This is a genomic window from Streptomyces sp. NPDC042259 (assembly GCF_055582085.1).
In genome coordinates, this window is the sequence record NZ_JBVJDW010000012.1 from 56,199 (window position 1) to 79,355 (window position 23,157).

General features: G+C 71.3%; 22 protein-coding genes. 11 read left to right on the plus strand and 11 right to left on the minus strand.

What is annotated here, in order from left to right; genetic code table 11:
* Positions 1-40: 40 nt before the first annotated feature.
* On the plus strand, positions 41-1,522 hold the full coding sequence (locus tag ACZ6MA_RS27415; protein ID WP_469436781.1) for a DUF6519 domain-containing protein: 1,482 nt from the start codon (positions 41-43) through the stop codon (positions 1,520-1,522).
* A gap of 63 nt (positions 1,523-1,585) precedes the next feature.
* Positions 1,586-2,452 carry a peptidoglycan-binding protein gene (locus ACZ6MA_RS27420; protein WP_469436783.1) on the plus strand — a complete coding sequence of 289 codons (867 nt, stop codon included), beginning with the start codon at positions 1,586-1,588 and terminating at the stop codon, positions 2,450-2,452.
* 212 nt (positions 2,453-2,664) lie between these two features.
* Here the strand turns inward: ACZ6MA_RS27420 and ACZ6MA_RS27425 are convergent, their stop codons facing one another.
* Complete coding sequence (locus ACZ6MA_RS27425) at positions 2,665-3,474, minus strand: alpha/beta fold hydrolase (protein ID WP_469436784.1); 810 nt, start codon at positions 3,472-3,474, stop codon at positions 2,665-2,667.
* Between the two features lie 89 nt (positions 3,475-3,563).
* Here ACZ6MA_RS27425 and ACZ6MA_RS27430 point away from each other — a divergent pair, with 89 nt between their 5' ends.
* A complete protein-coding gene (locus tag ACZ6MA_RS27430) occupies positions 3,564-4,037 on the plus strand; it encodes a MarR family winged helix-turn-helix transcriptional regulator (protein ID WP_469436785.1) in 474 nt (157 codons plus the stop codon).
* Between the two features lie 203 nt (positions 4,038-4,240).
* Positions 4,241-5,620 (plus strand): tetratricopeptide repeat protein, encoded by a 1,380-nt coding sequence (locus tag ACZ6MA_RS27435; protein WP_469436787.1) that lies wholly within the window; start codon positions 4,241-4,243, stop codon positions 5,618-5,620.
* A gap of 87 nt (positions 5,621-5,707) precedes the next feature.
* On the opposite strand, the gene ACZ6MA_RS27440 is transcribed toward ACZ6MA_RS27435, so the two are convergent.
* Together ACZ6MA_RS27440 and ACZ6MA_RS27445 are read right to left on the minus strand one after the other, a co-directional pair.
* Entirely contained in the window at positions 5,708-6,271 is a 564-nt protein-coding gene (locus tag ACZ6MA_RS27440; RefSeq protein WP_469436789.1) for a hypothetical protein, read from the minus strand.
* Positions 6,272-6,796: 525 nt separating this feature from the next.
* A complete protein-coding gene (locus ACZ6MA_RS27445) occupies positions 6,797-7,255 on the minus strand; it encodes a hypothetical protein (RefSeq protein ID WP_469436790.1) in 459 nt (152 codons plus the stop codon).
* A gap of 292 nt (positions 7,256-7,547) precedes the next feature.
* Here ACZ6MA_RS27445 and ACZ6MA_RS27450 point away from each other — a divergent pair, with 292 nt between their 5' ends.
* Positions 7,548-7,910 carry a cupin domain-containing protein gene (locus ACZ6MA_RS27450; RefSeq protein ID WP_469436791.1) on the plus strand — a complete coding sequence of 121 codons (363 nt, stop codon included), beginning with the start codon at positions 7,548-7,550 and terminating at the stop codon, positions 7,908-7,910.
* Between the two features lie 60 nt (positions 7,911-7,970).
* Here the strand turns inward: ACZ6MA_RS27450 and cynR are convergent, their stop codons facing one another.
* Complete coding sequence (cynR, locus tag ACZ6MA_RS27455) at positions 7,971-8,876, minus strand: transcriptional regulator CynR (RefSeq protein WP_469436793.1); 906 nt, start codon at positions 8,874-8,876, stop codon at positions 7,971-7,973.
* Positions 8,877-9,001: 125 nt separating this feature from the next.
* Between cynR and ACZ6MA_RS27460 the strand changes: the two genes are divergently transcribed.
* A complete protein-coding gene (locus ACZ6MA_RS27460; protein WP_469436795.1) occupies positions 9,002-9,604 on the plus strand; it encodes a carbonic anhydrase in 603 nt (200 codons plus the stop codon).
* Positions 9,605-9,719: 115 nt separating this feature from the next.
* Positions 9,720-10,190: a cyanase gene (gene cynS / locus ACZ6MA_RS27465; RefSeq protein WP_469436796.1), complete on the plus strand. Its 471-nt coding sequence runs from the start codon at positions 9,720-9,722 to the stop codon at positions 10,188-10,190.
* A 54-nt stretch (positions 10,191-10,244) separates the two neighbouring features.
* Here cynS and ACZ6MA_RS27470 read toward each other — a convergent pair whose 3' ends face one another.
* Positions 10,245-11,723, minus strand: a complete 1,479-nt coding sequence (locus tag ACZ6MA_RS27470; RefSeq protein WP_469436797.1) for an alpha/beta hydrolase — start codon at positions 11,721-11,723, stop codon at positions 10,245-10,247.
* Positions 11,724-11,819: 96 nt separating this feature from the next.
* Between ACZ6MA_RS27470 and ACZ6MA_RS27475 the strand changes: the two genes are divergently transcribed.
* Positions 11,820-12,776, plus strand: a complete 957-nt coding sequence (locus ACZ6MA_RS27475) for a helix-turn-helix domain-containing protein (RefSeq protein ID WP_469436799.1) — start codon at positions 11,820-11,822, stop codon at positions 12,774-12,776.
* A 158-nt stretch (positions 12,777-12,934) separates the two neighbouring features.
* The gene (locus tag ACZ6MA_RS27480) at positions 12,935-14,986 is read left to right on the plus strand and encodes a pectinesterase family protein (RefSeq protein ID WP_469436801.1); all 2,052 of its coding nucleotides are present in this window, start codon (positions 12,935-12,937) and stop codon (positions 14,984-14,986) included.
* A gap of 95 nt (positions 14,987-15,081) precedes the next feature.
* On the opposite strand, the gene ACZ6MA_RS27485 is transcribed toward ACZ6MA_RS27480, so the two are convergent.
* From ACZ6MA_RS27485 to ACZ6MA_RS27505, 5 genes are all read right to left on the minus strand, one after another.
* A complete protein-coding gene (locus ACZ6MA_RS27485; protein WP_469436802.1) occupies positions 15,082-15,786 on the minus strand; it encodes a hypothetical protein in 705 nt (234 codons plus the stop codon).
* Positions 15,786-16,310, minus strand: a complete 525-nt coding sequence (locus ACZ6MA_RS27490) for a SigE family RNA polymerase sigma factor (RefSeq protein ID WP_469437068.1) — start codon at positions 16,308-16,310, stop codon at positions 15,786-15,788. Before ACZ6MA_RS27490 ends, ACZ6MA_RS27485 begins: the two co-directional genes overlap by 1 nt.
* Positions 16,311-16,518: 208 nt before the next feature.
* A complete protein-coding gene (locus tag ACZ6MA_RS27495) occupies positions 16,519-17,859 on the minus strand; it encodes a pectate lyase family protein (protein WP_469436803.1) in 1,341 nt (446 codons plus the stop codon).
* 220 nt (positions 17,860-18,079) lie between these two features.
* Positions 18,080-18,523, minus strand: coding sequence for a hypothetical protein (locus ACZ6MA_RS27500; protein WP_469436805.1), 444 nt, complete (start codon positions 18,521-18,523; stop codon positions 18,080-18,082).
* 34 nt (positions 18,524-18,557) lie between these two features.
* Positions 18,558-19,796, minus strand: coding sequence for an MFS transporter (locus ACZ6MA_RS27505; RefSeq protein ID WP_469436807.1), 1,239 nt, complete (start codon positions 19,794-19,796; stop codon positions 18,558-18,560).
* A 390-nt stretch (positions 19,797-20,186) separates the two neighbouring features.
* On the opposite strand from ACZ6MA_RS27505, the gene ACZ6MA_RS27510 reads away from it, so the two are divergent.
* Entirely contained in the window at positions 20,187-20,675 is a 489-nt protein-coding gene (locus tag ACZ6MA_RS27510; protein WP_469436808.1) for a hypothetical protein, read from the plus strand.
* A gap of 64 nt (positions 20,676-20,739) precedes the next feature.
* Here ACZ6MA_RS27510 and ACZ6MA_RS27515 read toward each other — a convergent pair whose 3' ends face one another.
* Entirely contained in the window at positions 20,740-20,961 is a 222-nt protein-coding gene (locus ACZ6MA_RS27515; protein WP_469436810.1) for a response regulator transcription factor, read from the minus strand.
* A gap of 117 nt (positions 20,962-21,078) precedes the next feature.
* Here ACZ6MA_RS27515 and ACZ6MA_RS27520 point away from each other — a divergent pair, with 117 nt between their 5' ends.
* Entirely contained in the window at positions 21,079-23,082 is a 2,004-nt protein-coding gene (locus ACZ6MA_RS27520) for a S9 family peptidase (protein WP_469436811.1), read from the plus strand.
* Positions 23,083-23,157 lie beyond the last annotated feature (75 nt).

The window sequence follows — 23,157 nt, forward strand, 5'->3', positions numbered from 1 at the left end:
CCGACGGACCCAGGGGAACGAACACAAGGGGAACGAACTCATGCACGCAGATCTCTCCCGCGTCACCTTCCGGCCCGCCAAGCACTACTCCGGTGTGCTCGCCCAGCAGGGCCGGGTCCAGCTCGACGCCGACGCCAACGAGCAGACGGCCATCACCCAGCACCAGGCACGCACCCTGGCCGCCGACCTGATCGGGCAGCACGGCGGCCCGCACGGCGCCACCGGCTTCCGCATCGACTACTGCCCGGGTGAGAACACACTCGACAACCTGGCCGTCCACGGCGGGCGTTACTACGTCGACGGCATCCTGTGCGATGCCGACCGGCCGCCGGTGGGGACACCGGCCGGCCAGGAACCCACTGCGACACCGCGCGACGGCTCGGCGGCCCCGGACGGGACGGACCCCGACGGTTCCGACGGGTCCCGCCCCTGCACCGACGGAAGCGTCTGGACGTACTGGGACCAGCCCGACGCCTACCGGGACGCGGAGAACCCCGCCGACCGGCTGCCCACGCGATTCCCCTACCTGGTCTACCTCAAGGTGTGGGAGCGGACGGTCACCGCCGCCGAGGACCCCGAGATCCGGGAAGTGGCCCTCGGCGCCGCACTGCCGGACACGGCGGCCAGGATCAAGACCGTCTGGCAGGTCCTGCCCCTGGCCGGCGCCGATCTGGACACCCCGGCCAACCCGTCGGCCGACCAGGTGCGCCAGGCGTTCCGCACCTGGGCCGACACGCACCGCACCCCGGCCGCGACGGCCGCGTTCCGCACCGAACGCCCGGAGCGCTCCGACGACGACCCCTGCCTCACCCGGCCCGACCACCGCTACCGGGGCCCGGAGAACCAGCTGTACCGCGTGGAGATCCACACCGGGGGCACGGCCGAGACCGCCACCTTCAAATGGTCCAGGGAGAACGGATCCGTCGTCTTCCCCGTGACCGCACTCGACGGCACCTGGGTGGAGCTGGCCACGCTCGGCCACGACGACAAGCTCGAACTGAGCGCGGGCGACCGCGTGGAACTCGCCGACTCCGCCTACACCAGCCGCGGCGAACCCGCCGCGCTGCTGCGGGTGGAGGAGGTCGACCTGCCGGGCCGCCGGGTGCGGCTGAACACCGAGCCCGGCCCGGGCACCGGCCGGCTGCCCGGTCTGCACCCCTTCCTGCGCCGCTGGGACCACCGCGCCCCCGGCGGCCGCGGCACGGCCCGGCACCACCGCGACGGCGCCCTGAAGCTCGCCGAGGGCACCTGGATCAACCTGGAGGACGGCATACAGCTGTGGTTCGAACCCGGCGGCCGGTACCGGACGGGGGACTACTGGGCCGTGCCCGCCCGCACCACCACGGGCACCGTGGAGTGGCCCGCGGCGGCGGACGGCCGCCCGCTGCTCCAGCCCCCGGCCGGTGTCGACGCGCACTACGCCCCGCTGGCCTGGGTGGTGGGGGGCGAGAGCGCGGTGACCGACCTGCGGTACACGTTCCGGCCGTTGGCCGCGCCGATCGAGGGATCCGCGCGGGAGTGACCACACGGACGGTCCGCTGTTCCGCCGGTGCGTACGACGTGTGAAGTAGTCAAGGAGGAAGTCATGGCACAACCCTTGTCCGCCGACCGACTGGTCGAGGCCCTTCGCCAGGAGGGTGTGAAGGTCCTGGAAGTCCGCAGTTGGCGTACCCACAACCGCAACGGCAAGGGAGCGTGGGGTCCCGTGCACGGGGTGGTCGTCCACCACACCGTCACCTCGGGAACGGACGGGTCGGTCGATCTCTGCTACGACGGGTACGAGGAACTCCCCGGGCCGTTGTGCCACGGAGTCATCGCCAAGGACGGCACGGTCCACCTCGTCGGCAACGGCAGAGCCAACCACGCGGGGCTGGGGGACGGTGACGTCCTCAACGCGGTGATAGAGGAACGGTCGCTGCCCGCCCCCGACAAGAACGACACCGACGGCAACGCCCGCTTCTACGGATTCGAATGCATCAACCTCGGCGACGGACAGGACCCGTGGCCCGCCGCCCAGCTGGAAGCCATCGAGAAGGTGTCGGCGGCGATCTGCCGCGCCCACGGCTGGACCGAGCGCTCGGTGATCGGCCACAAGGAGTGGACCAACAACAAGATCGACCCCAAGGGCTTCACGATGAGTTCGATGCGCACCCGGATAGCCGCCCGCCTCAAGACGAAGCCGGGGCCTCAGCCGAAACCACCCCAGTACGAACCCTTCCCCGGCAGTGACTTCTTCCGCGCGGGCCGGAACAGCCCCGTCGTCACCGCGATGGGCAAACGCCTGGTGGCGGAGGGATGCGGCCGCTACGAAGAGGGCCCCGGCCCCGAATGGACCGAGGCCGACCGAAAGTCGTACGCGGCATGGCAACACAAACTCGGCTACTCCGGCTCGGACGCGGACGGCACCCCCGGCAAAACGAGCTGGACGAAGCTGCGCGTCCCCAAGGTCTGACCCGGACTTCACCGAGCCCTCAAACGCCGGACGGGCTGCTGTTCTGTGCCCTCAATCGCCGGACGGGCTGATTGCGGCTGAGCCCAGCCCATTCCAGCCCGTCCGGCGATTGAGGACGCGCCCGAAGGGCGCCCCGCCGCCGCAGGCGGCAAAGACGGCTCGCAGCCAAAGAAGGCACCCGGCCCGCGGCCGAAGCCCGGCAGGTCGTCGGCCTACAAACTACGCAGGAACTCCTCAAGCTCCCGCCGGAAGGCGTCCGGTTCCTCCATGTTGGGAAAATGCCCGGCACCCTCGATGGCGGTAACACGGCCGTCGGCGACCGCATGAGCGACGCGTTCGGCCATGCCAATGAGGTCGGACGCGTCGAGTGCGCCGTTGAGCGCCAGAACGGGAACGGCGATCTCCTTCACACGCGCCGCGGTGTCCGGCACCGGCACGCGTGTGTCCGGTTCGGCGGCGGTGTGCTTGGCGATGGTCCGCCCGGCCATCTCCCTCAGCCGCCGCACGACGTCGGGGCGCACATCGTCCGGTGTGCGGAGCGGGCCGGCCGCGCAGACGGCGAAGGTGTCGAGCCAGCCCTCGATGTCACCGGCCCCCAGCGCGCCGAACTGGGCGTCCCGCAGGGCCTCGGTCCAGGGGTGGCCGGGACCGGGGGCGCCGCCACCGCTCAGGACCAGGGCGCGCACCAGGGCGGGGTGCTCCAGCGCGGTGTCGACCGCGATGTGCGCGCCCATCGACACTCCGACGAGGACCGCGGGACCGACCTCGAGGTGACGCAACAGCGCGGCGACGTCGTCGGCCTGACGGAACGGGACGCTCGCGTTGGCGGACCACCCGTGACCACGGGTGTCGGGTGCGATCACCCGGTGGTGGCGGGCGAGAGCCGGTATCTGGTCGTCCCACATGGTGTGGTCCATGAAACCCGCGTGCAGCAGCACCAACGGCTGTCCGCTGCCGGTGTCGCGGTAGGCGAGCGGGCCGTCGTGGCTCTCGAAGGTACGGAGGTCGGAGGCGTTGTTCATGACAACCAAGGTGTCACACTCCCCGGGTGTTGACAACTGAGTTGTCATATTTTCCCAAGAGGCGGCACCTGAGGTGTCATCATGGTCGGATGGCAGACACCGACCCGCCCCTCCCGCCCGACGTTCTCGCCCCCCGGCTCATGGAGGTGTTCGCCCTGGTCGGGCCGCTGTACCGACGCGTCCAGCGCAAGGTGGAACAGGACGCGCCGATCCAGGGGATCTCCGTCGGAGTGCGCGGCGTCCTGGAGCTGCTCCGGGAGCACGGACCCATGACCGTTCCGCAGATGGGCCGCGCCCAGGCGCTGAGCCGTCAGTTCGTCCAGCGCATGGTCAACGACGCCGCGGCGCGGCATCTCGTGGAGATCCTCCCGAACCCGGCCCACCAGCGGTCCTCGCTCATCTCGCTGACCGACGACGGCCGGGCGGCCATCACCGCCGTGCTCGACCGGGAACACGCCCTGCTGCGCCACGTCGGCGGTGACCTGACCGACAGCGACGTCACGACATGTGTGCGGGTCCTCGCCCGGATGGTGGAACTCTTCGACGACGTCGACGTGAACTGAACCGGCCGACGGGGCATGCCGCGCACGCACGGGTGCGACGGCCGGGAAATCCGGTTGCTTCCCCATCCGTGCGAGAGGGCAGGCATGGAAAGCCGCCCGCGCGACCCGGAACGCGGCGGACCGTACGCCGAGGGGCCCGCCGTGGTGACGCGGCGATCGCAGGGGAGGAAACCGGAGTGGGAACGGACCGGCACGCTCAGACGATGACGCACACGGGCGCCGACGCGGTGCGGCACTACGAGAAGGCACTGGAACATCTGCTCTTCTTCCGTGCGGAGGTGACCGCCGAGGCCCAGGCGGCGGTCCAAGCCTCCCCGCACTCGGTCATGGGCAACGTCCTCATGGCGTACCTCGGCCTGCTCGGGACGGAGGAGCGGGACGCGGCCGGGGCCCGGACGTCCTTCGACGCGTTCCTCGAGGCCGCGTGCCCGTCGGAGATGACGCCCCGGGAACGCATGCACCTCGCCGCCGCCTCCTCCTGGCTGGACGGCGACATCCACCGGGCGGGCCGCGTCCTCGGTGAGATCGGCGTGGCGCATCCGCGGGACGCGCTGGCCCTGGCGGTGGGTCATCAGATCGACTTCTTCACCGGCAGCGCGGCATCGCTGCGGGACCGCGTCGGCGGGGCGCTGTCCGCCTGGGAGGAGGACGACCCGCACTTCGGTCTGTTGCTCGGCATGTACGCGTTCGGCCTGGAGGAGGCCGGCCACTACAACCGGTCGGAGCAGGTGGGGCTGGCAGCCGTCGAACGCAACCCGCGCGACGTATGGGGTATCCACGCGGTGGTCCACGCCTACGAGATGCAAGGCCGGTTCACCGACGGCATCCGCTACCTGGACGACCGAACGGGCGACTGGGCCCAGGGCAACTACCTCAATGTCCACAACTGGTGGCACTACGCGCTGTACGTACTCGAGACGGGCCGGACGGACCAGGTGCTGGAGGTCTACGACGCCGCCGTCCACCCCGAGGGATCGGCCGGGGTGGCGATGGAGCTGCTGGACGCGTCCTCCCTGCTGTGGCGGCTGTATCTGGCCGGCACCGACACCGGTGGCCGCTGGGCGGCACTCGCCGACGCCTGGGCCGGACGCCGGGACGGCGCCTACTACGCTTTCAACGACGTCCACGCCGTCATGGCCTACGTCGGCGCGGACCGGACCGGCGAGGCCGAACGCCTCATCCGCGACCGGGAGGCCTGGGTCCGGTCCACGCCTCCGGAGGTTTCCAACGTGGCGATGACCGCCGACATCGGACTGCCGGTGAGCCGGGCACTGCTCGCGTACGGGCGGCAGCGGTACGACGAGGCCGTCGATCTCCTGCTTCCGCTGCGGTACCGCCTGCACGCCTTCGGCGGCAGTCACGCCCAGCGGGACGCCGTGCAGAGGACCTTGGTGGAGGCGGCGCTCCGCGCCGGACGGCACGACGTGGCACGCACGCTGCTGAGCGAGCGCACCGGCCTGCGGCCGGTGAGCCCCTACGACTGGGCGGCCCGGGCGCGGCTCGCCGACCACCTCGGCGAAACGGCCCGGGCGGCCGCCGCCCGGCACCGGGCGAGGGAGCAGGCGTCGGGGGTCTCCGGCTGACGGGACACGACGGCGTACGTGCCGAGGGCACCGCGGTGTACGCGGTGCCCTCGGGGTACGTGTTCCTTGGTTCCGGTGCCTTCGGCGTCAGGCGCGCACGGTGTACCACGCGCCGAGGCCGCTGCACCCGGTCGCGTTGTACGTGGTGCTCCGGTAGCCGGCCGGAATGGGGGAGCCCGGGCAGGTCCAGATGCCGTTGCGGACCGTCTGGTGGTACCAGGCGCCGATGCCGCTGCAGCCGTTGCGGTCGTACATGGTGGTCACGTACCCGGACACGATGGGCGAGCCCGAGCAGGTCCAGGTGCCGTCACGGGCGACCCGGTGGTACCAGGCGCCGATGCCGCTGCAGCCGTTGCGGTCGTACATGGTGATGACGTACCCGGTCACGATCGGGGAGCCGGAGCAGGTCCAGATCCCGTCGCGCACGGGCTGCTGGTACCAGGAGCCCTTGCCCTGGCAGCCGTTCCGGTCGTACATGGTGATGACGTAGCCGGCCGGAACGGGCGTGCCGGAGCAGGACCACCCGCCCGCCGAGGCCTTGGTCGCGGCGGGCGCGGCGGTGGCGGTGCCGGTGGCGGCACCGGTGAGGACGGCCGCGAACAGTGCGACCGCTCCCGCCATCGCGGCGACGCGTCTTCGGACGGCCGCCATCGCCGGACGGTTTTCCCACAGCTGACGTAAGGGGCTGTTCAATTCACACCAGTCCTATCGACATGTGCACGTGATATGTCTCGAAACCGCGAACACCTTGGCGGCACAGCAGGAGACGCCCTACTCGGCCTCGCCGAAGAATGAGGGATTCTCGCTCGGAAGCAAACGGGGGCCGGAGTGGGAAAACGGGAATGACGACAAAAGGGAGACGATGATTCCGGTTAACTGGCGGTGCTGCTGTGCACGGTGAGCGGTTGTGCGTTCATCGGCATCTTGTCGCGTATCCGTCAGCTGGGCAAGAGGCCGGCCGGGGAGGGGGCCGCCGAGCGGCCGTCGCGGGAGAATGTGCGGTCGGGTGCGGTGCGCACGCCGGAACGGGGCGGTGTGTGGTCCCGGGGCGGGCTGTATTGCGGAGGCGGAAAGCCTTCTGCCCGCCGCATTTGTACGTGTGGGAATTCCCGTGATGCGGGGACAGCCGGTGCGTGGAGGGCCTGCTGTTTCACCGCAGGCCCTCCACGCATCCGGCTATGCGGAACGACGGCGCCGGGTAGCCCGGCGAATCAGGAAGATCACCAGCACGATCAGCGCCACCACGAAGAGGGTGCCGAGAATCATGGCGACCAGCAGGGCGGCGCCCAGCTTACGGAAGAAGCCCTTCTTCTTACTCTTTTTCTTCTTGCTCTTGTCCTTGGTCTTGCTCTTGTCCTTGTCCTTGGACGGCTTCTTGTGATCGGACTTCTTGTGGTCGGACGAGGAGGTGAACCCGTGCTGGGACGCTCCCGTCTCCACCGCGCCGAGGGTTGCCGGACGTACGTTCGTGCTGCTGAGGGGGGAGTGCTGCCCGGGGGCGGCCACCGTCTGCGGGCCGGCGACCGCCGCGGGCGCCGCCAGCAGGGTGGCGCCCAGCGTAAGGGCGATGAGCAGGGAAATCTTGCGGGCCGGCCGCCGTCGGCGCCTTCCCTCGTGCTGCTGCTCGCTCTTCATTCGCGTGCCCCCTGTATCGGTTCTCTGATGGTTCGGTACGCCTCGCCAGCGCGGGGCGCACCCATTATCGACACACCAGAGGCGTGCCCGGTTCCGGGCCGTTGATGCGCGGTATTGATGCCGAGTCGGGGCCTCTCGCGGCATTCGTAGCTAAGCGAAACGAAAGGGCCACAAAACGGCTTGAGGTTTCAGGCCGCGGTTTATTGATCAAAAACCGCCTTCGGCGTACAGCGGGACACACTGCTCTACACCGGCATCACCCGGCCGACTCCCGCTGCTACCTTCCGATGGCATGAACGATCATGTGTATGTGGGCAACGCGGGACAGGACGCGGCGCTGGACCGAGGTTGGCTCCTCGGGCACTTCAAGGACACCGCGGATCCCCGGCACAGCGAGGACGTCGAGATCAAGTGGGGTGTGCACCCACGGGGCGACGAGCGGACGCGGTGGGTGAACGGCGAGGAGCGTACCGCCCTGCTGGTCCTCATCAGTGGTCGCTTCCGGGTGGAACTCCCCGGACGCAGCGTGCTGTTGGAGCGGCAGGGCGACTATGTCGTCTGGGGCCGGGGTGTCGATCACTCCTGGTATGCCGAGGAGGAATCCGTGGTGCTGACGGTCCGCTGGCCGTCCGTCCCGGGCTACCGGGCCGAATGAGCGCACCGGCCGGTACCGCGGCCGCTGCCACGTTCGGGCCGTGGCCGTGGCCGTGGCCGCTCAGGCGGGGGTGTAGCCGCGGGACCGTACATGGTCCTGGACGAGGTCGGTGAAGGCGCGGGTGGCGGCGCTGCGGTAGGCGTGCTCGCGGTGCAGAAGGGTGACCGTGCGTGCGGGCAGGGGCGGTTCCAGGGGGACGGGGGAGAGGCGGGGGTGGTCGAGGGTGATGGCATCGGGCAACACCGTGGCGAGGGCGGTGCGCTGGACGATCTCGGTCAGCGCCTGAAGGGAGTTGGCCTCCACCGCGATGCGCGGCGTGACGCCATGGGCGGCGAAGTAGGCATCGATGTGGCCCCGGGTGGCGAAGTCTCCGCTGAGCAGGGCGAGGTGACGCTCGGAAAGGTCGCGGACCGCCAGGGGCCCCCGCCCTTCGGCGCCGGGCCGGGTCGTGCCGGTGACGAGACCGAGGGTCTCGGTGAACAAGGCGGTCGCCGTGATGCCGGGCAGGTGGGGCCCGTGGAAGGCAATGCCGGCATCGAGTTCGTCGGCCAGCAAACCCGCCTCCATGCGGTCCTGGGTCGTCTCCCTGACCTCCAGGGTGATGCCGGGGTGGCGGGCGTACAGCTCCGCGGTGAGGGGGCCGATGAGGTAGGCGGTGAAGGTGGGGGTGAAGGCCAAGCGGAGATGGCCGCGGGAGAGGTCGGCCACGTCCATCACGGCCCGCTCGGCGGCCGCGAGGTCACGCAGGGCGCGGCGAGCGTAGTGCGCGTAGGTTTCACCGGCGTCGGTGAGGCGGACGGTCCGGCCGGTGCGGTCGAGGAGCTGGGCGCCGACGGTGTGCTCCAGCTGCTTGATCTGCTGGGAGAGCGTGGGCTGGGAGATGTGCAGATCCTCGGCGGCACGGGTGAAGTTGGCGTGCTCGGCCACGGCCAGCAGGTAACGCAGATGACGCAGTTCCAAAGCCATGAGGACAACTATAGATGTCATCAATGACAGTCATGGGTAAGAGGTATTGGACGCTATAGACGCAGGTCATGCAGGGTGGATCTCGTCAGCCCCACGGGGCCTGACAGTCACCGAAGGGAATGCCCATGCAAGACCTCATCGACGGTGTCGCTCGGTTCCAGCGGAACGTCCACCCGGCTAAGGCGGAACTCTTCGCCCACCTGGCCACGACCCACCGCCCGTCGACGCTGTTCATCAGCTGCTCCGACGCCCGCGTGGTCCCGGAGCTGCTCACCCAGAGCGAGCCGGGCGAGCTGTTCGTCATCCGCACTGCCGGAAACCTCGTCCCCGCCTACGCCCCCGGCCCGGACGCGGTGGCGGCCGGCATCGAATACGCCGTGGCCGTCCTGGGCGTGCGGGACATCGTGGTGTGCGGGCACTCCGCCTGCGGCGCGATGACCGCCCTCGCCGAGAACCACGACCTCAGCGGTGCGCCCGCGATCGCCGGCTGGCTGCGCCACGCGGACGCCTCCCGGGCCCGCACCACCGCCGAACCCGGCACGCCGACCGTGGACGCCCTGGTGCGCGAGAACGTGCGCGCCCAGCTCGCGAACCTGGCCACCCACCCCTCGGTGGCCCGCGCCCTGGCCGGGAACGCGGTCACCCTGCACGGCTGGGTCTACGACATCCCCACCGGCGCGGTCGAGGACGTGGCCGCCCCCGGCCGTCCGGCCGCCTCCGCCGCCTGAGCCGGCCCCCAGCCCGATCCCCGGAAGAGCCGTGCCGACGGCCCAGGACCCCTCTCACAATCCGCCGCTCTCCCTCCCCCTCAAGAGCGGCACACCCCGAAAGGAAATCCTCCTCATGGTGCACGCCCAGTTCGACCCCGCCGCCCGTCAGGCCCTCGCCGTCAAGGCCGTCGAGTCCAAGGTGCGCAAGGACCTCTCCTGGCAGCGGATCGCCGACGCCGCGGGCCTGTCGGTCGCCTTCGTCACCGCCGCCGTGCTCGGCCAGCACCCCCTGCCGGAGACCTCGGCCAAGGCCGTCGCCGAACTCCTGGACCTGGACGACGACGCCGCGATGCTGCTGCGTACCATCCCGACGCGCGGCTCCCTCCCCGGCGCCGTCCCGACCGACCCGACCATCTACCGGTTCTACGAGATGCTGCAGGTCTACGGCACCACGCTCAAGGCCCTGGTCCACGAGCAGTTCGGCGACGGCATCATCAGCGCGATCAACTTCAAGCTGGACGTGAAGAAGGTCGCCGACCCCGAGGGCGGCGAGCGCGCGGTGATCACCCTGGACGGCAAGTACCTGCCGACCAAGCCCTTCTGACCGGCACTCACGCGCCATGCGGGCCGCCCCGGCCCGCATGGCGGCGGCGGGCCCTCAGCCGAAAAGGTGCCCCAGCACGGACCGCACCGCGCGGTCCACGGCGTGGCGCGCCTGCTCGGTATGGTCGATCGTCTCGAACCCGTGATGACCGAGCGGTACATCGATGACCTCGACGTCGGCCGCGCATTCCGCGGCGGCGGACAGGAATTCCCCGACCGTCGCCGCGATGCCCGCCGCCTCCAGGCCCACCCGGGTCAAGACGATCGGCAATCGCCCGGCGGTACGCACCGCGGCGGCGGGCCGGAACCGGGAACCGGCGGACCCCCAGCCCGGCAGCGGCGCGAGAATCGGATAGGTCGCCGCGACACACCGCAACCACGGCGGGGGAACCGCGAGCCAGTGGGCCGACAGCAGCCCGCCGCCGGAGAAGTACCACAGCGCGACGCGTTCCCCGTCGACGCGCGGATCGGCCCGTATGAGTTCGACCGCCGCCCGGACGTCTTCGGCGGCACGCGGGAAGTCGGCGAGATCGTGCAGCCGGTGGTCCAGCGTCACACCGACCGCCCCCTGGCTCGCCACGTACCGGCCGTAGCCGACGTAGGCCGGCCAGTCGCGCGGCGTCGGCCGCACGCCCTCGGGGACCGGGCCGCCGTGGACGAAGACCACCGCCGGACGCGGGCGGTCGGCATCGGGCAGATAGAGGTCGACCCGCCCCACCCGCTCACGAGGCCCCTCCGCGACCTCCATGAGGAAGGGCCGAAGGTGTGCGGGCTGTTCGCCCTCGGCCGCCAGCCGGTGCCCTTCCCCCGCGGCGGCCCGCAGCAGCACCTCGGCCAGCGCGTCGGGGGCGGAGAGCATCGGCCAGTGCCCGGTGTCGAGTTCGAAGAAGCTCACCCGAGGCTCGGCGAGCACCCGCAGACGGGGGTCGCCCAAGCGCACCAGAGCCTCGACCATGGCGATGCTCGAACCGTTGGCCGTGCACAGGACCCCGGTCGTCGGCAGCGTGGCCACCGCCCGCGACAGCCGGAGCGGCTGGGTGAGCGTGCCCAGCGGCTGCGGTACGGCAAGGCGGGTCAGCCGATCCAGCGCCTGCGCGGGAATACCGGCGGTGCTGCCCCAGCGCTGCCACTCGTCGAGAGCCGGTGGGGCGAGCAGCCCGTCACCCCCGGCTCGTTCCGCCCGGTCGGGCACCATGTCGACGGCCGGATCGCCGTCCCGGGGAATGCCCGTATCCAGGTGGACGACCCGGGCGATCCGCTCCGGCCGCCGGTCGGCGGCGCCGAGCACCGGATGGATGCCGTAACAGTGGCCGACGACGACCACCTCCGGCACGTCCACGCGGTCGATCAGCTCCACCAGATCCCGGATGTGCGTCTCCAGATCCGTGCCGGGGCCCGCCGGACGGCGGTGGTCGCCCATGCCGGTGAGCGTCACCGGATACACCTCGGCCCCCGACTCCCGCAACAGCGCTGCCACATCCCGCCACACCCAACCGCCGGTGTGAGCGCCGGACACCAGGATGAACGCCGTCATGAAACCCTCCTCGTACGCGTCGGCCCGCGCGGTCGACCGACCGGCCGCCCGCGCTCACCGGTACGGTAGGAATTACTGCTGGGGGAGGTTCAAGTCGTGTCGTCCGACAGCACGCCACGCTCCGACAGCGCGTGGAGCATCGGGGAACTCGCCGAGCGGGCGGGCGTCACCGTCAAGACCGTCCGTTTCTACTCGGACCGGGGACTGCTGCCCGAAGCCGGCCGCAGCGCCGGAGGCCACCGGAGGTACGGGCCCGAGGCGCTCGAACGGCTTCGCCTGATCCGCTCCTTGCGCACCCTCGACCTGCCCGTCCCGCAGGTGGGGCGGATCCTCGACCGGGAAGACACGCTGGAGGACGTCATCGCGGGACGGCTGCGGGAGATCGGCACCCGGATGACCGCCCTGCGCTGGCAGGAGGCCGCCCTCCAACTGATCCACGACTGCGCCCCCGCGGAACGCGTCGACCGATTGCGGCTGATCGGGGCGATGACCACCCCGCCCGACACGGCCGCGCTGGCGCGCTTCTGGCGGCGCTGGCTGCCCCCTCGGCTCCCGGCCCGACTGGCCTCCACCATCGTCGAACAAGCGGTTCCGCAACCGCCGGCCGATCCGAGCCCTCCCCAGGTCCTGGCCTTCGCCCGGCTGCACGCCTTGGTCTCCGGCGACTGCCGCGGCACCGATCGCGGACAGCCCGCGGCCCACCGGACCGATCAGGGCTGCCGGCCGGCCGTGCTCTACGACGGTCTCGTCGAGGCCTTCGCGCTGGCGGCGCCGGAACTGCGGGCCCGGCGGGCACCGCACCAGGGCGAGGCCCTCGACTGCTTCGTCTCCGCGTACGCCCACGCCTACGGCGCGCGCGACACTCCTGCCTTCCGCCGTCGGCTCAGCGGCCAGCTCGCCACGGACCCCCGTATCGACGTCTACTGGCAACTGGCCGCCGAGTTGGCGGGCCCGTCGGCACCGACCCCCGGTGCCGCACACGACTGGCTCCGTGCCGCCCTGGACGGCCGGACCGCGGGCTCGGCGACCGCCCCGGCCCCACCGGCATCCTGACCGGCCCGGTACCGGTCCGCGACCACCGCAGCCGGCCGCGCGGTGCGACGGCACGCCCCCTGACAGCCTTCGTGTTCCTCGTCGAGCACGGCAACCCTTTCGGGTCCGGCGGCAACCTGACACCGAACGCTTCCCCCTTCACGGAACGGAAAAGGCATATGAGGTCGACCCACCGCACGGCCCGTCATCGCAGACAGCGAAGGAGCCTGGCCATCGGTGTGCCGCTGGCACTGGCCGCTTCCGGAGTCCTGGCGTACGGGTCGGTGTGCGGACTGGGACCGGGCGAAGAGGAGAAGGCAGCGGCGGCGGAGGCTCCGGCTCGGACCGCCGCCGCCGACGGTTTCGCCTCGGTCAACGCTCTCGGGCAGAACGGTACGTACGGCGGACGGGGTGGCAGGGCCGTCACCGTCCGGACGCTCGCCGACCTGGAGAAGTACGCCACGGCCCCCGAGCCGTACGTCATCGTCGTCGCCGGCACGATCGACGTGGCCCCTGCCGGCAAGGAGATCAGGGTCGCTTCGCACAAGACGATCATCGGCTCCGGATCCCTGGGGCACATCGTCGGCGGCGGCTTCTTCCTCGGCCGGGGCGTGCACAACGTGATCATCCGGAACCTGACGATCAGGGACTCGTACCAGGGCGTGTGGAACGACAAGGAGCACGACTTCGACGCCATCCAGATGGACGGCGCCCACCATGTGTGGATCGATCACAACGACCTGCGGCACACTGCCGACGGACTGATAGACGTCCGCAAGGACAGCACGTACGTGACGGTGTCCTGGAACAGGCTGAGCAACGCCAACAAGGCCTTCGGCATCGGATGGACCCCGAACCTCGTCACCGACATCACCGTCCACCACAACTGGATCCGCGAGACCGAGCAGCGCAATCCGTCCACGGACAACGCCGCCCACGCGCACCTCTACAACAACTTCCTAGAGGACACCCCGGGCACGTCCATCACGTCCTCCTACGGCAACTACGCACGCGGCAGGACACGGATGCTGCTGGAGAACTCCTACTTCCAGGGCGTGAACAACCCCGTGATCAGGGACGCCACCGCCGCTCTCGTCCAACGCGGCAATCTCTTCTCCGGCACGAGCGGACGCAACGAGAGCGGCGGCGGTACCGCCTTCGACCCGAAGAAGTACTACGGCTACACGCCGGACGCCGCCGTCGACGTGCCCGCGCTGGTGACGTCGGGAGCCGGCCCCGGAAGCTCCCCGGGCAAGACGGCCGTGACCGACGCCGCGCCCACCAGGACCCTCACCGTCGCCAAGGACGGCACCGGCCGGTACAAGACGGTCCAGGCCGCGGTGGACGCCGTGCCCGCAGGCAACCCCTCCCGCGTGGTCATCTCCGTCAAGCCGGGTACGTACCGCGAGACGGTGAACGTTCCGGCGGACAAACCGCACGTCACCATCCAGGGCTCGGGCACGAGCCGCAAGGACACGGTGATCGTGTACGGCAACGCGGCCGGCCTGCGGAAGCCGGACGGTTCGGGCACGTACGGCACTCCGGGCAGTGCCACGGTCGCCATCCGGTCGGACGACTCCCGGCTGCGCAACCTCACCGTCTCCAACGACTTCGACGAGGCCGCGCACCGGTGGCTGAAGGACCACCAGGCAGTCGCCCTGCTCACGACCGCGGACAAGATCGTGCTGGACGGCCTCATCGTCACCGGCGACCAGGACACCCTGGAGCTGGAAACCGCGGCGAAGGACAAGCCCGGCCGCGTCCTCGTCACCCACTCCTACGTGGTCGGCAACGTCGACTTCATCTTCGGCCGTGCCACCGCCGTCGTCGACCAGTCGGTCATCACCCTCAAGAAGCGCTGGAACGGCACCTCGGCCGGTTACATCGCCGCCCCGAGCACTCAGACGGGCCGCAAGGGCATTCTCATCAACCGCTCAACGATCAACGGCGACGTGGCCGCCTCCTCCTTCTTCCTCGGCCGGAACTGGCATCCCGGCGGTGACAAGACCGCCGATCCGCAGGCCACCGTCCGCAACTGCACCCTCGGTGCCGCGATCAAACGCACTCCCTGGAGCGACATGGGCGGCTTCTCCTGGAAGGACGACCGCTTCGCCGAGTACCTGAACACCGGTCCGGGCGCCGGTCCGAAGAGCACCGACCGGCCCCACCTGACCGACCCCCAGGCCGCGTCCCAGGAGGTCTCGGACTGGCTGGGCGACTGGACCCCGTGAATCAGGGGAGCAGGGGCCCGGGAGACGCGTCGTCACGCGGCTCCCGGGCCCCCGGCCCAGGGGAGGGGGCTCGCCCGGCGTGGCCCGGGCCTGCGTCAGCCCGCCACGCCCGGCGCCGCCTGAAATCCTCCGGTGACGGTGTACTGCCGCCCCTTCGTCGTGGTGGCCGTCACGGTGTAGGCATCGGCGGTCACGGCGCGCGAGCCCGGGGCGTGGTTGTACTGGACGGCGAAGACGTGCTGTCCCGCGGGGACGGTCCGGCCCGGCTTGAGGGCCCACCGGTAGGTGAGGGTGCCGCCCTCGTCGGTGGTGGTCAGGGTGAAGTCGCCCTCGGGCAGGGTCCGCCAGGCACCGGTGGAAGCCACGCCGCCCGTCGGGGCGACGCGGACCTCGAGGGTGAGCGCCCCCAGGGGAACGCCGGTCCGGAGGGTGACGTCGCTCTGGGCCCAGTAGGCGTTGGAGTGGGGGTCTACGGAGCCGTCGGCCCGCAGCGGCCCGTCCTGCGCGCGGGGCCGGGCGGCAGGTGTGGAAGGGGGCGGCGGAGCCGCCGGAGCGGTGGCGGCCTCCCGCCCGGGAGCGCTCGCGGGGACGGTGGTGGTGAGCGCGTATCCGCCCGCCACGAGCGCCGCCGTCGAGGCAAGGGTGGCGAGGGTGACGCGGGGCCAGGACAGGGGCCCGGCCGCACGCCGGCCGGGACGGGAGCCGGGGGTCACACCGTGCCGGACGCGCGCCAGCATCTCGTCCCGGTCGGGCTCGTGAGCGGCCGCCGCGTCCCGGAGCCGGCGTTTCAAGTCCTCCATCAGTTCCTCGTTCCGGTCAGTTCCTCGGAGGCCTGCGCCCCGAGGAGGCGCTGCAGCTCGGCCATGCCTTTGGAGGTCTGGCTCTTCACCGTACCGACGGATGTCCCGAGGGCCAGGGCGGTGTCCTTCTCCGACAGGTCCAGCGCGTGCCGGAGCACGACGCACGCGCGTTTGCGGAACGGCAGCCGGGCCAGCGCGCGCCGCACGTCCATGACGGCATCCACATCGGGGTGTTGCGCACGGCCCGGGAGGGCCGCCCAGAAGAGGTGGACGCGGCGCCGTTCGCGGGTGAGAGCGCGGATGCGGGCACGAGCCATGTTGGTGACCACGCCGCGCGCGTAGGCCACCGGATGGTCGGCGCCCTGGACCCGGTCCCATCGGTGCCAGAGCGCGACGAAGGCGTCGGCGGCCAGGTCGTCGGCGGTGTCCGCCTCGCCGGTCAGCAAGTAGGCCAGGCGGGACAGTTCGGTGTGGTGACGCTCGAAGAAGTCGTGGAACTCCACGGACGCGTCGTCAAGGACCATGCCGTGGTCTCCGTGGGGGGTGCCCGTGCCCGGCCCGAGCCGGCTTGGGTGTTCGTGCCCGCCGTCGGGGACGGGGCCGGTGAGCATACCAAGCATGCGGTCAGCTCTCTCCTTGTCGTACGGGGTCGTGCGGGGTGGTCGCTTCGTCCGCGGTGGCCCGCCCCGGTGCCCGGGCGGGGCCGGTACGCCCGGGCACCGGGGCGGCGGATCACTTCAGGACGCCCGAGCCCGCACGGCGGGCGAGGGAGGCGGGCAGGCCTGCCGCGGACGACTCCAGGCCCCGGGCGAGTACCGGCTTCCACGGTGTCCCGGGCTTGATCTTCTTGCTGTGCACGGCGTTGTGGGCGGCGACGAGGTCGGTGACCGAGCCGTTGACCATGTTCCCGCTGCCGGCGAAAGCCCCCGTACCGTCGCCCGACAGGAGCTGGGACGCCTTCCGGTCGGAGGAGAGCGTCCAGAAGTTGTTCTGCGCGACGATCTGGACGCCGGCCCGCGCGTTCACGCTGTAGCTGTGGACGTAGCCGTCACGCGCGGTGGTGTCGAAGTGATTGTTGTAGAGGTGGACCTGACCGACCCGGGCCAGCGGCGCGCGCTGCACGATGCCCTGGAAGACGTTGTGGTGCAGCGTGACACGCAGTTTCGTGTCCTTGTCGCTGCTGCCGATGAGCATGGTCTTGTCGTGGTCGGTGAAGCGGTTGTACGAGACGGTGACCAGGTCCGAGGCGTTGGTGATGTCGAGGGCTCCGTCGTGGACCTGGTACTCGCGGCCGAAGTAGCGCGGGTTCGAAGCGTCGAAGTGAGGGCTGTCGGTGAACGTGTTGTGGTCGGCCCAGACATGCGTCGCCCCGCGCAGGGTGACGGCGTCGTACGCGGAGTTCCAGTTGCCCTCGGAGCCGTCCTCGGGATCCCACTGGGGGAAGCAGTCCCGGGTGTCGGCGAAGGTCAGATTGCGGATGATGACGTTGTCCGCCTTCTGCACCAGCAGACTGCCCCCGTTGATGCCCGCGTCGGTGCCGGGCACGCCGACGACGGTGGTGTTCGACGGCACGGAGATGCCCACCCGCTCGGCCTGTCTCGCCTGGGCCGCCGCCCGGGCCGACTCCTGCGTGCCGGACGGCAGCTTCGACCGTCCCCACACCGCGGGGTCGTACGCCTTGAGATAGGCGGAGAGCGAGTAACCCGTGCCCTTGGCGTAGTCGGCGCAGGTCAAGGGGCGGCCCTGGTCGTCGGTGTTGGCGTCGATCCGGCCCTTCACCCGGATGATCCTCGGGGCGCCGGACGGGCCCGAGCGAAGCGCCTTGACCAGTTCGGCCCGTGTGGTGACGGTGACGTCGTGCGCCGCGTCGGCGGCCTGTCCACCGGTGGTGCCCGCACCGCTCGACGCCCAGCCGTCCTGGGCGGCCAGGGTGGTGTGGGCGAGATCGACGGCACCGGCGTCGGCGCGCACGGCGAACGGCAGGGCGCCGAGCCCCGCCGCGGTGGCGAGTCCCGTGGAGACCAGGGCGATACGGCGCCGGGCGTGCGGACGGCGGTGGGAGGAAGGAGGCATCGTGTGGTCTTCCTTGTACGGAGAGGAACGGGTGCTGCTCTGTCGGTCCTCAGTTGCCGCCACACGCCACGAAGTTGCCGGCCCGGACGGGAAAGCCGTGCGATCTGCGCCACACCGCATCGATCCGCGCGCCCGCGGTCAGCCTCGGACCCGCTGTGCGCGTGGGATCACCTGCCGGGCGCACAGCCGCCGCAGGCCGGCACGCCGGGCCGAGGCTTCGTCAACGAGCCACGACGTACGCCCGCACCCCGGCGCCCGGGTGCAGCTTGAGCGGGTGACCGAACGCGCCGCGCGGCGTGGGCGGGCACAGGACCGTGCCCAGGTCCACATAGTCGCCGTGGTCGAGGAGGGCCGCGCGGAGCTCCCGGCGCGAGCCGGTGGGCAGCAGGGCCAGCAGCCGGGCCGGGAGGGAACCGAGGTCCTCACCCGTCCACGAGAACACCCGGGCCACGGCGTCCTCCGGCGCGTTCCGCTCCTGCACCAGGACGCCCGCCCCCTCGGGGCTCTGCAGGAGCAGCGCCCACAACGGGTGCTCCACGACATCGCGCGGGAGCGCGAACAACTGCCGCGCAACGGCGCCGTCGGAGCCGGAGAAGGCATGGAACTCGGCCGGGAGAAGGCGGTCCGTGCTCCCGGCGGTCGAAGAGGGTGGTGCGACGGTCATGCTCATCCGCCTCGCTCGGGTCGGGTGGGCCACGTCATGGGCGGCCAGTGGGGGATTCCACCGACTCCGCCGCGGCCGCCGATCGCGGCCGCGGAGTTCTCCTCAGCACGGACAGGGCCATGGAACCCGCCGCGAGCAGCGCCGCCGCGGCGGCGGTCAGCGCGCCGAACCCGGTGGAGACGTGCTGGACGAGCACCCCGGTGACGAAGCTCCCCGCCGCGAAGCCCACCCAGTTGGACGCGACCAGAACCGCGAAGGCCTGCGCCCGGGTGGCGGCCGAAGCGTACTCACCCACCAGGACCGACTCGATGGCGTCGGCCGGCCCGTTGACGAAACCGATGGCCACCAGCAGGACCAGGGTGAGCAGCAGACCCGGGCCCGGCCCCAGGGCCAGGATGCACCCGCCGTACAGGGCGAGCGCGACCGTGAGCTGCGCCGGTCCGCTGCCCGGCAGCCGCAGCCCGCCGTACAGGAAGCTGCCCAGGACGCCGCCGCAGGCCAGCGCGGCCAGGAACAGCCCGGCGTTGGTGCCGAGTTCACCCGCGTGCGCGGTCACCGACACCTGCACCCCGCCGATCGCGAACGCGGCCGCCGCGACCACGAGTTGGATGTGCACCTGACGCCGGTTCCAGTCGATGCGCATCCCCGGCCCCGTCAGCGGCGGCCGTTCCCGGTCCACCAGCCGCACGGCCGGTGCCGCGCGCAGCCACAGCACCCCGATGCCCGACACGGCGGCCGTGACGACCACGGCGTACAGCGCGGGCAGCACCATGACGGTGGCGGCCACCAGCAACGGGCCGCAGACGAAGACACTCTCGGTCAGCAGCCCGCACAGGGCGAAGAGGGTCCTGCGGTCCTCCTCCTCGGACACCACCGCCATGTACACGGCATTGGAGATCGCGGCCGCCGGGGGAGTGGCGGCACCGGCGAGGAAGGCGGCCGGCACCAGCAGCGCGGGCCACGCCGAAGCGGCGACGAGCGCCACGAACAGGCCGAAGGAAAGGGACTGCAAAGAGGCCGACCAGGCCAGGGCGGTCCGGGCGCCGCGCCGGTCCGCGACCCGGCCCCAGAGCGGTGAGGTGAAGGCGAGCGCCACGGCGTAGGCACCGGAAACCGAACCCGCGTTGGCGTAGCTCCCGCTGGCGTCCTTGGCGACGAGCAGCAGCGCCAGGCTGACCATGCCGGACAGCATGCGGCAGACGAAGGCGGCCGCCACCACCCGGGCGATACCCGGGTGGGCGAGCGCCGTTCGGTACCGCGCCATGACTGCCATTTCTGGCCACCTCCGCCACCGGGCCGGTGTCCTGCCGACGATCGGACGCTACTCGGCGAGCGGTGATCCGGGAAGGCGGGCGCGGAACCCCGACGGAATTCGTCCCCGCGGCAGATACGCGAAAGGGCGTACGTAAAGTGCTGGGGGTGATGTGACGGGTGATGTCACGGAGCGGTGAGACGGGCCGGGTGCGTTCACGGACCGGTAGGTCACGGACGGGGAAATTCCGGGCATCGCCTGTCTCCCGGATGGCGACTAGCGTGACGCCCCTCAAGCGGACCATCCGGAAAGCTCATCCGGATCACCGACCCGCACCATCCACCGGGAAACACATCCGCATCACATCCGAGAAACATCCGGACACATCCGGACCACGGAGGTACCGCCGTAATGACCACCGAATCAGTACGCGCGTCCGAACACCGCACCGCCGCGACGGCCCAGGCGTGCAAGACGGCGGCGTGGGACTGCCAGTCGCACGTCTTCATGGGCTCGCCGGAAACGGTCATCGAGAACCTGTCCGGTCTGCCCGACGAGCTCGTGGGCCGGCGGGTCTACATGCTCCTCGTCCAGGGCGACAGCCACTGCGAGGCCCGTCTCTTCGAGCGCTTCGACCTCGAGGACACCGAGGCCACCGTCTCCAGCTGGGCCGAGGACGACACGCACGGCCTGCTCGGCCAGATCACCGACGTGCTCGTCGCCAACCGTGGCGTGCACTGTCCCGGTGAGCAGGTCAAGGCCACTCTCGAGAACAAGCGCGAGGTCCGCGCCGGCGCCCCGGCGCCCGCACCCAGGTCCACGGCCGAGGCGTTCACCCCGCTCCTGCGGGACTTCAAGCACGACAAGTTCGTCCGGGCCACCGTGCTGGTCCTCTGCTGAGACGCACGGGAGCGGCGGCGCACGCACCGGCCGTCCCTCCCGCCGCTCATGACGGCGTGCCGGCTCAGCCCTCGCGGGCGTCCGGCACGCCGCCGGGAATTCCGCCTTCGATGAGCCATTTGGCCACCAGAGCGGCCCGGTTGTGGACATCGTGTCTGTCGTAGAGACGCTGCAGATGCGATTCGACCGTGCGCGTGGACATCTCCAGCCGCCGGGCGATTTCCTTGTTGCAACAGCCCGCCGCGATCAAAGAGAGGATCTGTTCCTGTTTGGGGCTCAGGTGCACGGGACTCTCCCTCAAAAGAGGATCTTGTCGAGCCGGGGCGGTCCCCGGCGAGCGCGGTGCACATGACCTGCTGTGAACAGCGTGGATTATTCCATGCGCCTTCCCACAGGAGAAGCCGTGGCCGCGTTCCCGACCCCCGCCCCCGTTCCCTACGGCGCCTGGCCCTCGCCGCTGACCGCCGCGACCGTGGCCCGGGCCCGGCTGCGTCTGGACTTCCCCTTGGCTGCCGGTGACCGTGTGTGGTGGCAGGAGACCCGCCCGGAGGAGGGCGGCCGGACGACGGTCGTCGAGCACACCCCCGGCGGTGGCGACCGGCGCCTGCTCCAGGCGCCGTGGGACGCCCGGAGCCGCGTCCACGAGTACGGCGGGCTGTCCTACCTGCCCGTGCGCTCACCCCAGGACGGCAGCCGGCGCATCGTCTTCGCACACTACCCCGACCAGCGGCTCTACCTCACCTCACCGCACGGGCGGCCGCCGGTGCCCCTGACGCCCGAACCGGGCACGCCCGCCGCGCTGCGCTACGCGGACTTCGCCCTCGCGCCCGACGGACGGGAGGTGTGGTGCGTGCGCGAACGGCACGGCGACGCGGGGCGGATCACCCGTTCCATCGTGGCGGTCCCGCTCGACGGCTCCGCCGCCGGAACGCCGGACGCCCTGCGCGAACTGGCCGTAGGCGCGGACTTCTTCGCCTTCCCCACCCCCTCGCCGGACGGCCGGCGCCTGGCATGGATCTGCTGGAACCATCCCGACATGCCCTGGGACGCCACCGAGTTACGGGTCGGCCCGGCCGACCGGGCGGCGGCGACCGAGGGCCGGCCGGTCATGGGCGGCGGGCCCGCCCGCGAGTCCGTCCTCGCACCCTGCTGGCGCGACGCGCACACCCTCTACGCGGTCTCCGACCGTTCGGGCTGGTGGAACCTCTACGAGGTGGGGCTCGCGGGGGACGCGCCGCCGCGCGCCCTGTACCCGGCGGAGGAGGAGTTCGGCCACCCCCTCTGGGACCTGGGCGGCCGCCCCTTCGCCCCGCTGGCCGACGGGCGCCTCGCCGTCGTGCACGGCCGGGGAGACCAGCGGCTCGCCCTGCTGGACCCGAAGGCCGGCACCCTGACCGACCTCGACTGCGGATACCCCGTGTTCTGTCCGACACTGTCCACCGACCGTGCCTTCGTCGTCGGACTGGCTGGGGGGCCCACGAAACCGCCCTGCGTCGTGCGGGTCGACACCCGCACCGGCGCGGCCGAGGAACTGCGCCGCGAACTCGACGTCCTCCCCGCCCCGGCCTATCTGCCCACCCCCCGCCCGGCCGAGTTCCACGACGCGTCCGGCCGGGTGGTGCACGCGTCCGTCTACCCGCCGTCGCACCCCACGGCCCGGGCGCCCGAGGGCGAGCTGCCGCCGTACGTGGTGTGGGTCCACGGTGGGCCCACCGGCAGCGAGTCCGCGGTGGTGGACCTGGCCAAGGCCTACTTCACCAGCCGTGGCATCGGTGTCGTCGCCGTGGACTACAGCGGATCGAGCGGCTACGGCCGCGCCTACCGCGAACGGCTCAAGGGGCGGTGGGGCGTGGTGGACGTCGCGGATGTCGTCATGGCGGCCCGCCACCTGGCCGAACGCGGTGAGGCCGACGGCCGGCGCCTGGCCGTACGCGGTCCGTCGGCCGGAGGCTGGACGGCACTCGCGGCCGTCACCACGGGCATCGCGGAACACGGGCCGGTGTTCCGGGCCGCCACCTCCTACTTCGGGGTAGCGGACCCCCGGCTCCTGGTGGCGGGGTTGCACGACTTCGAGTCCCGCTACCTGGACGGCCTCATCGGCCCGCTGCCCGCCTGTGCCGACCGCTACCGGCAGCGGTCACCCCTCGGCCATGTCACCGACGACACCTGCCCGGTGCTGCTGCTGCACGGCACCGATGACCCCGTCGTCCCGCCCGACCAGGCGGAGGCGCTGGTGGGGGAGCTGGGAGCGCACGGCGTCGGCCACGTGCATCTGGCCTTCGCCGGCGAGTCCCACGGGTTCCGCAAGGCCGGGACGATCGCCCGGGCCCTGGAGACGGAACTGGCCTTCTACGGCCGGACCCTCGGCTTCGACCCGCCCGGTGTGCCACCGGTGGAACTGGCCTGACCACCGAGTTGGTACAGACCTATTGACGGTCTGTCGGGGCCGTCCTACGTTCGAGGAAATCCGGACGCACACCGC

Excerpts from the sequence above, each read along its gene's own strand:
- ACZ6MA_RS27415 (WP_469436781.1), top strand. The coding sequence starts at position 41 with ATGCACGCAGATCTCTCCCGCGTCACCTTCCGGCCCGCCAAGCACTAC.
- ACZ6MA_RS27420 (WP_469436783.1), top strand. The coding sequence starts at position 1,586 with ATGGCACAACCCTTGTCCGCCGACCGACTGGTCGAGGCCCTTCGCCAG.
- ACZ6MA_RS27425 (WP_469436784.1), bottom strand. The coding sequence starts at position 3,474 with ATGAACAACGCCTCCGACCTCCGTACCTTCGAGAGCCACGACGGCCCG.
- ACZ6MA_RS27430 (WP_469436785.1), top strand. The coding sequence starts at position 3,564 with ATGGCAGACACCGACCCGCCCCTCCCGCCCGACGTTCTCGCCCCCCGG.
- ACZ6MA_RS27435 (WP_469436787.1), top strand. The coding sequence starts at position 4,241 with ATGACGCACACGGGCGCCGACGCGGTGCGGCACTACGAGAAGGCACTG.
- ACZ6MA_RS27440 (WP_469436789.1), bottom strand. The coding sequence starts at position 6,271 with ATGGCGGCCGTCCGAAGACGCGTCGCCGCGATGGCGGGAGCGGTCGCA.
- ACZ6MA_RS27445 (WP_469436790.1), bottom strand. The coding sequence starts at position 7,255 with ATGAAGAGCGAGCAGCAGCACGAGGGAAGGCGCCGACGGCGGCCGGCC.
- ACZ6MA_RS27450 (WP_469436791.1), top strand. The coding sequence starts at position 7,548 with ATGAACGATCATGTGTATGTGGGCAACGCGGGACAGGACGCGGCGCTG.
- cynR (WP_469436793.1), bottom strand. The coding sequence starts at position 8,876 with ATGGCTTTGGAACTGCGTCATCTGCGTTACCTGCTGGCCGTGGCCGAG.
- ACZ6MA_RS27460 (WP_469436795.1), top strand. The coding sequence starts at position 9,002 with ATGCAAGACCTCATCGACGGTGTCGCTCGGTTCCAGCGGAACGTCCAC.
- cynS (WP_469436796.1), top strand. The coding sequence starts at position 9,720 with ATGGTGCACGCCCAGTTCGACCCCGCCGCCCGTCAGGCCCTCGCCGTC.
- ACZ6MA_RS27470 (WP_469436797.1), bottom strand. The coding sequence starts at position 11,723 with ATGACGGCGTTCATCCTGGTGTCCGGCGCTCACACCGGCGGTTGGGTG.
- ACZ6MA_RS27480 (WP_469436801.1), top strand. The coding sequence starts at position 12,935 with ATGAGGTCGACCCACCGCACGGCCCGTCATCGCAGACAGCGAAGGAGC.
- ACZ6MA_RS27485 (WP_469436802.1), bottom strand. The coding sequence starts at position 15,786 with ATGGAGGACTTGAAACGCCGGCTCCGGGACGCGGCGGCCGCTCACGAG.
- ACZ6MA_RS27490 (WP_469437068.1), bottom strand. The coding sequence starts at position 16,310 with ATGGTCCTTGACGACGCGTCCGTGGAGTTCCACGACTTCTTCGAGCGT.
- ACZ6MA_RS27495 (WP_469436803.1), bottom strand. The coding sequence starts at position 17,859 with ATGCCTCCTTCCTCCCACCGCCGTCCGCACGCCCGGCGCCGTATCGCC.
- ACZ6MA_RS27500 (WP_469436805.1), bottom strand. The coding sequence starts at position 18,523 with ATGACCGTCGCACCACCCTCTTCGACCGCCGGGAGCACGGACCGCCTT.
- ACZ6MA_RS27505 (WP_469436807.1), bottom strand. The coding sequence starts at position 19,796 with ATGGCAGTCATGGCGCGGTACCGAACGGCGCTCGCCCACCCGGGTATC.
- ACZ6MA_RS27510 (WP_469436808.1), top strand. The coding sequence starts at position 20,187 with ATGACCACCGAATCAGTACGCGCGTCCGAACACCGCACCGCCGCGACG.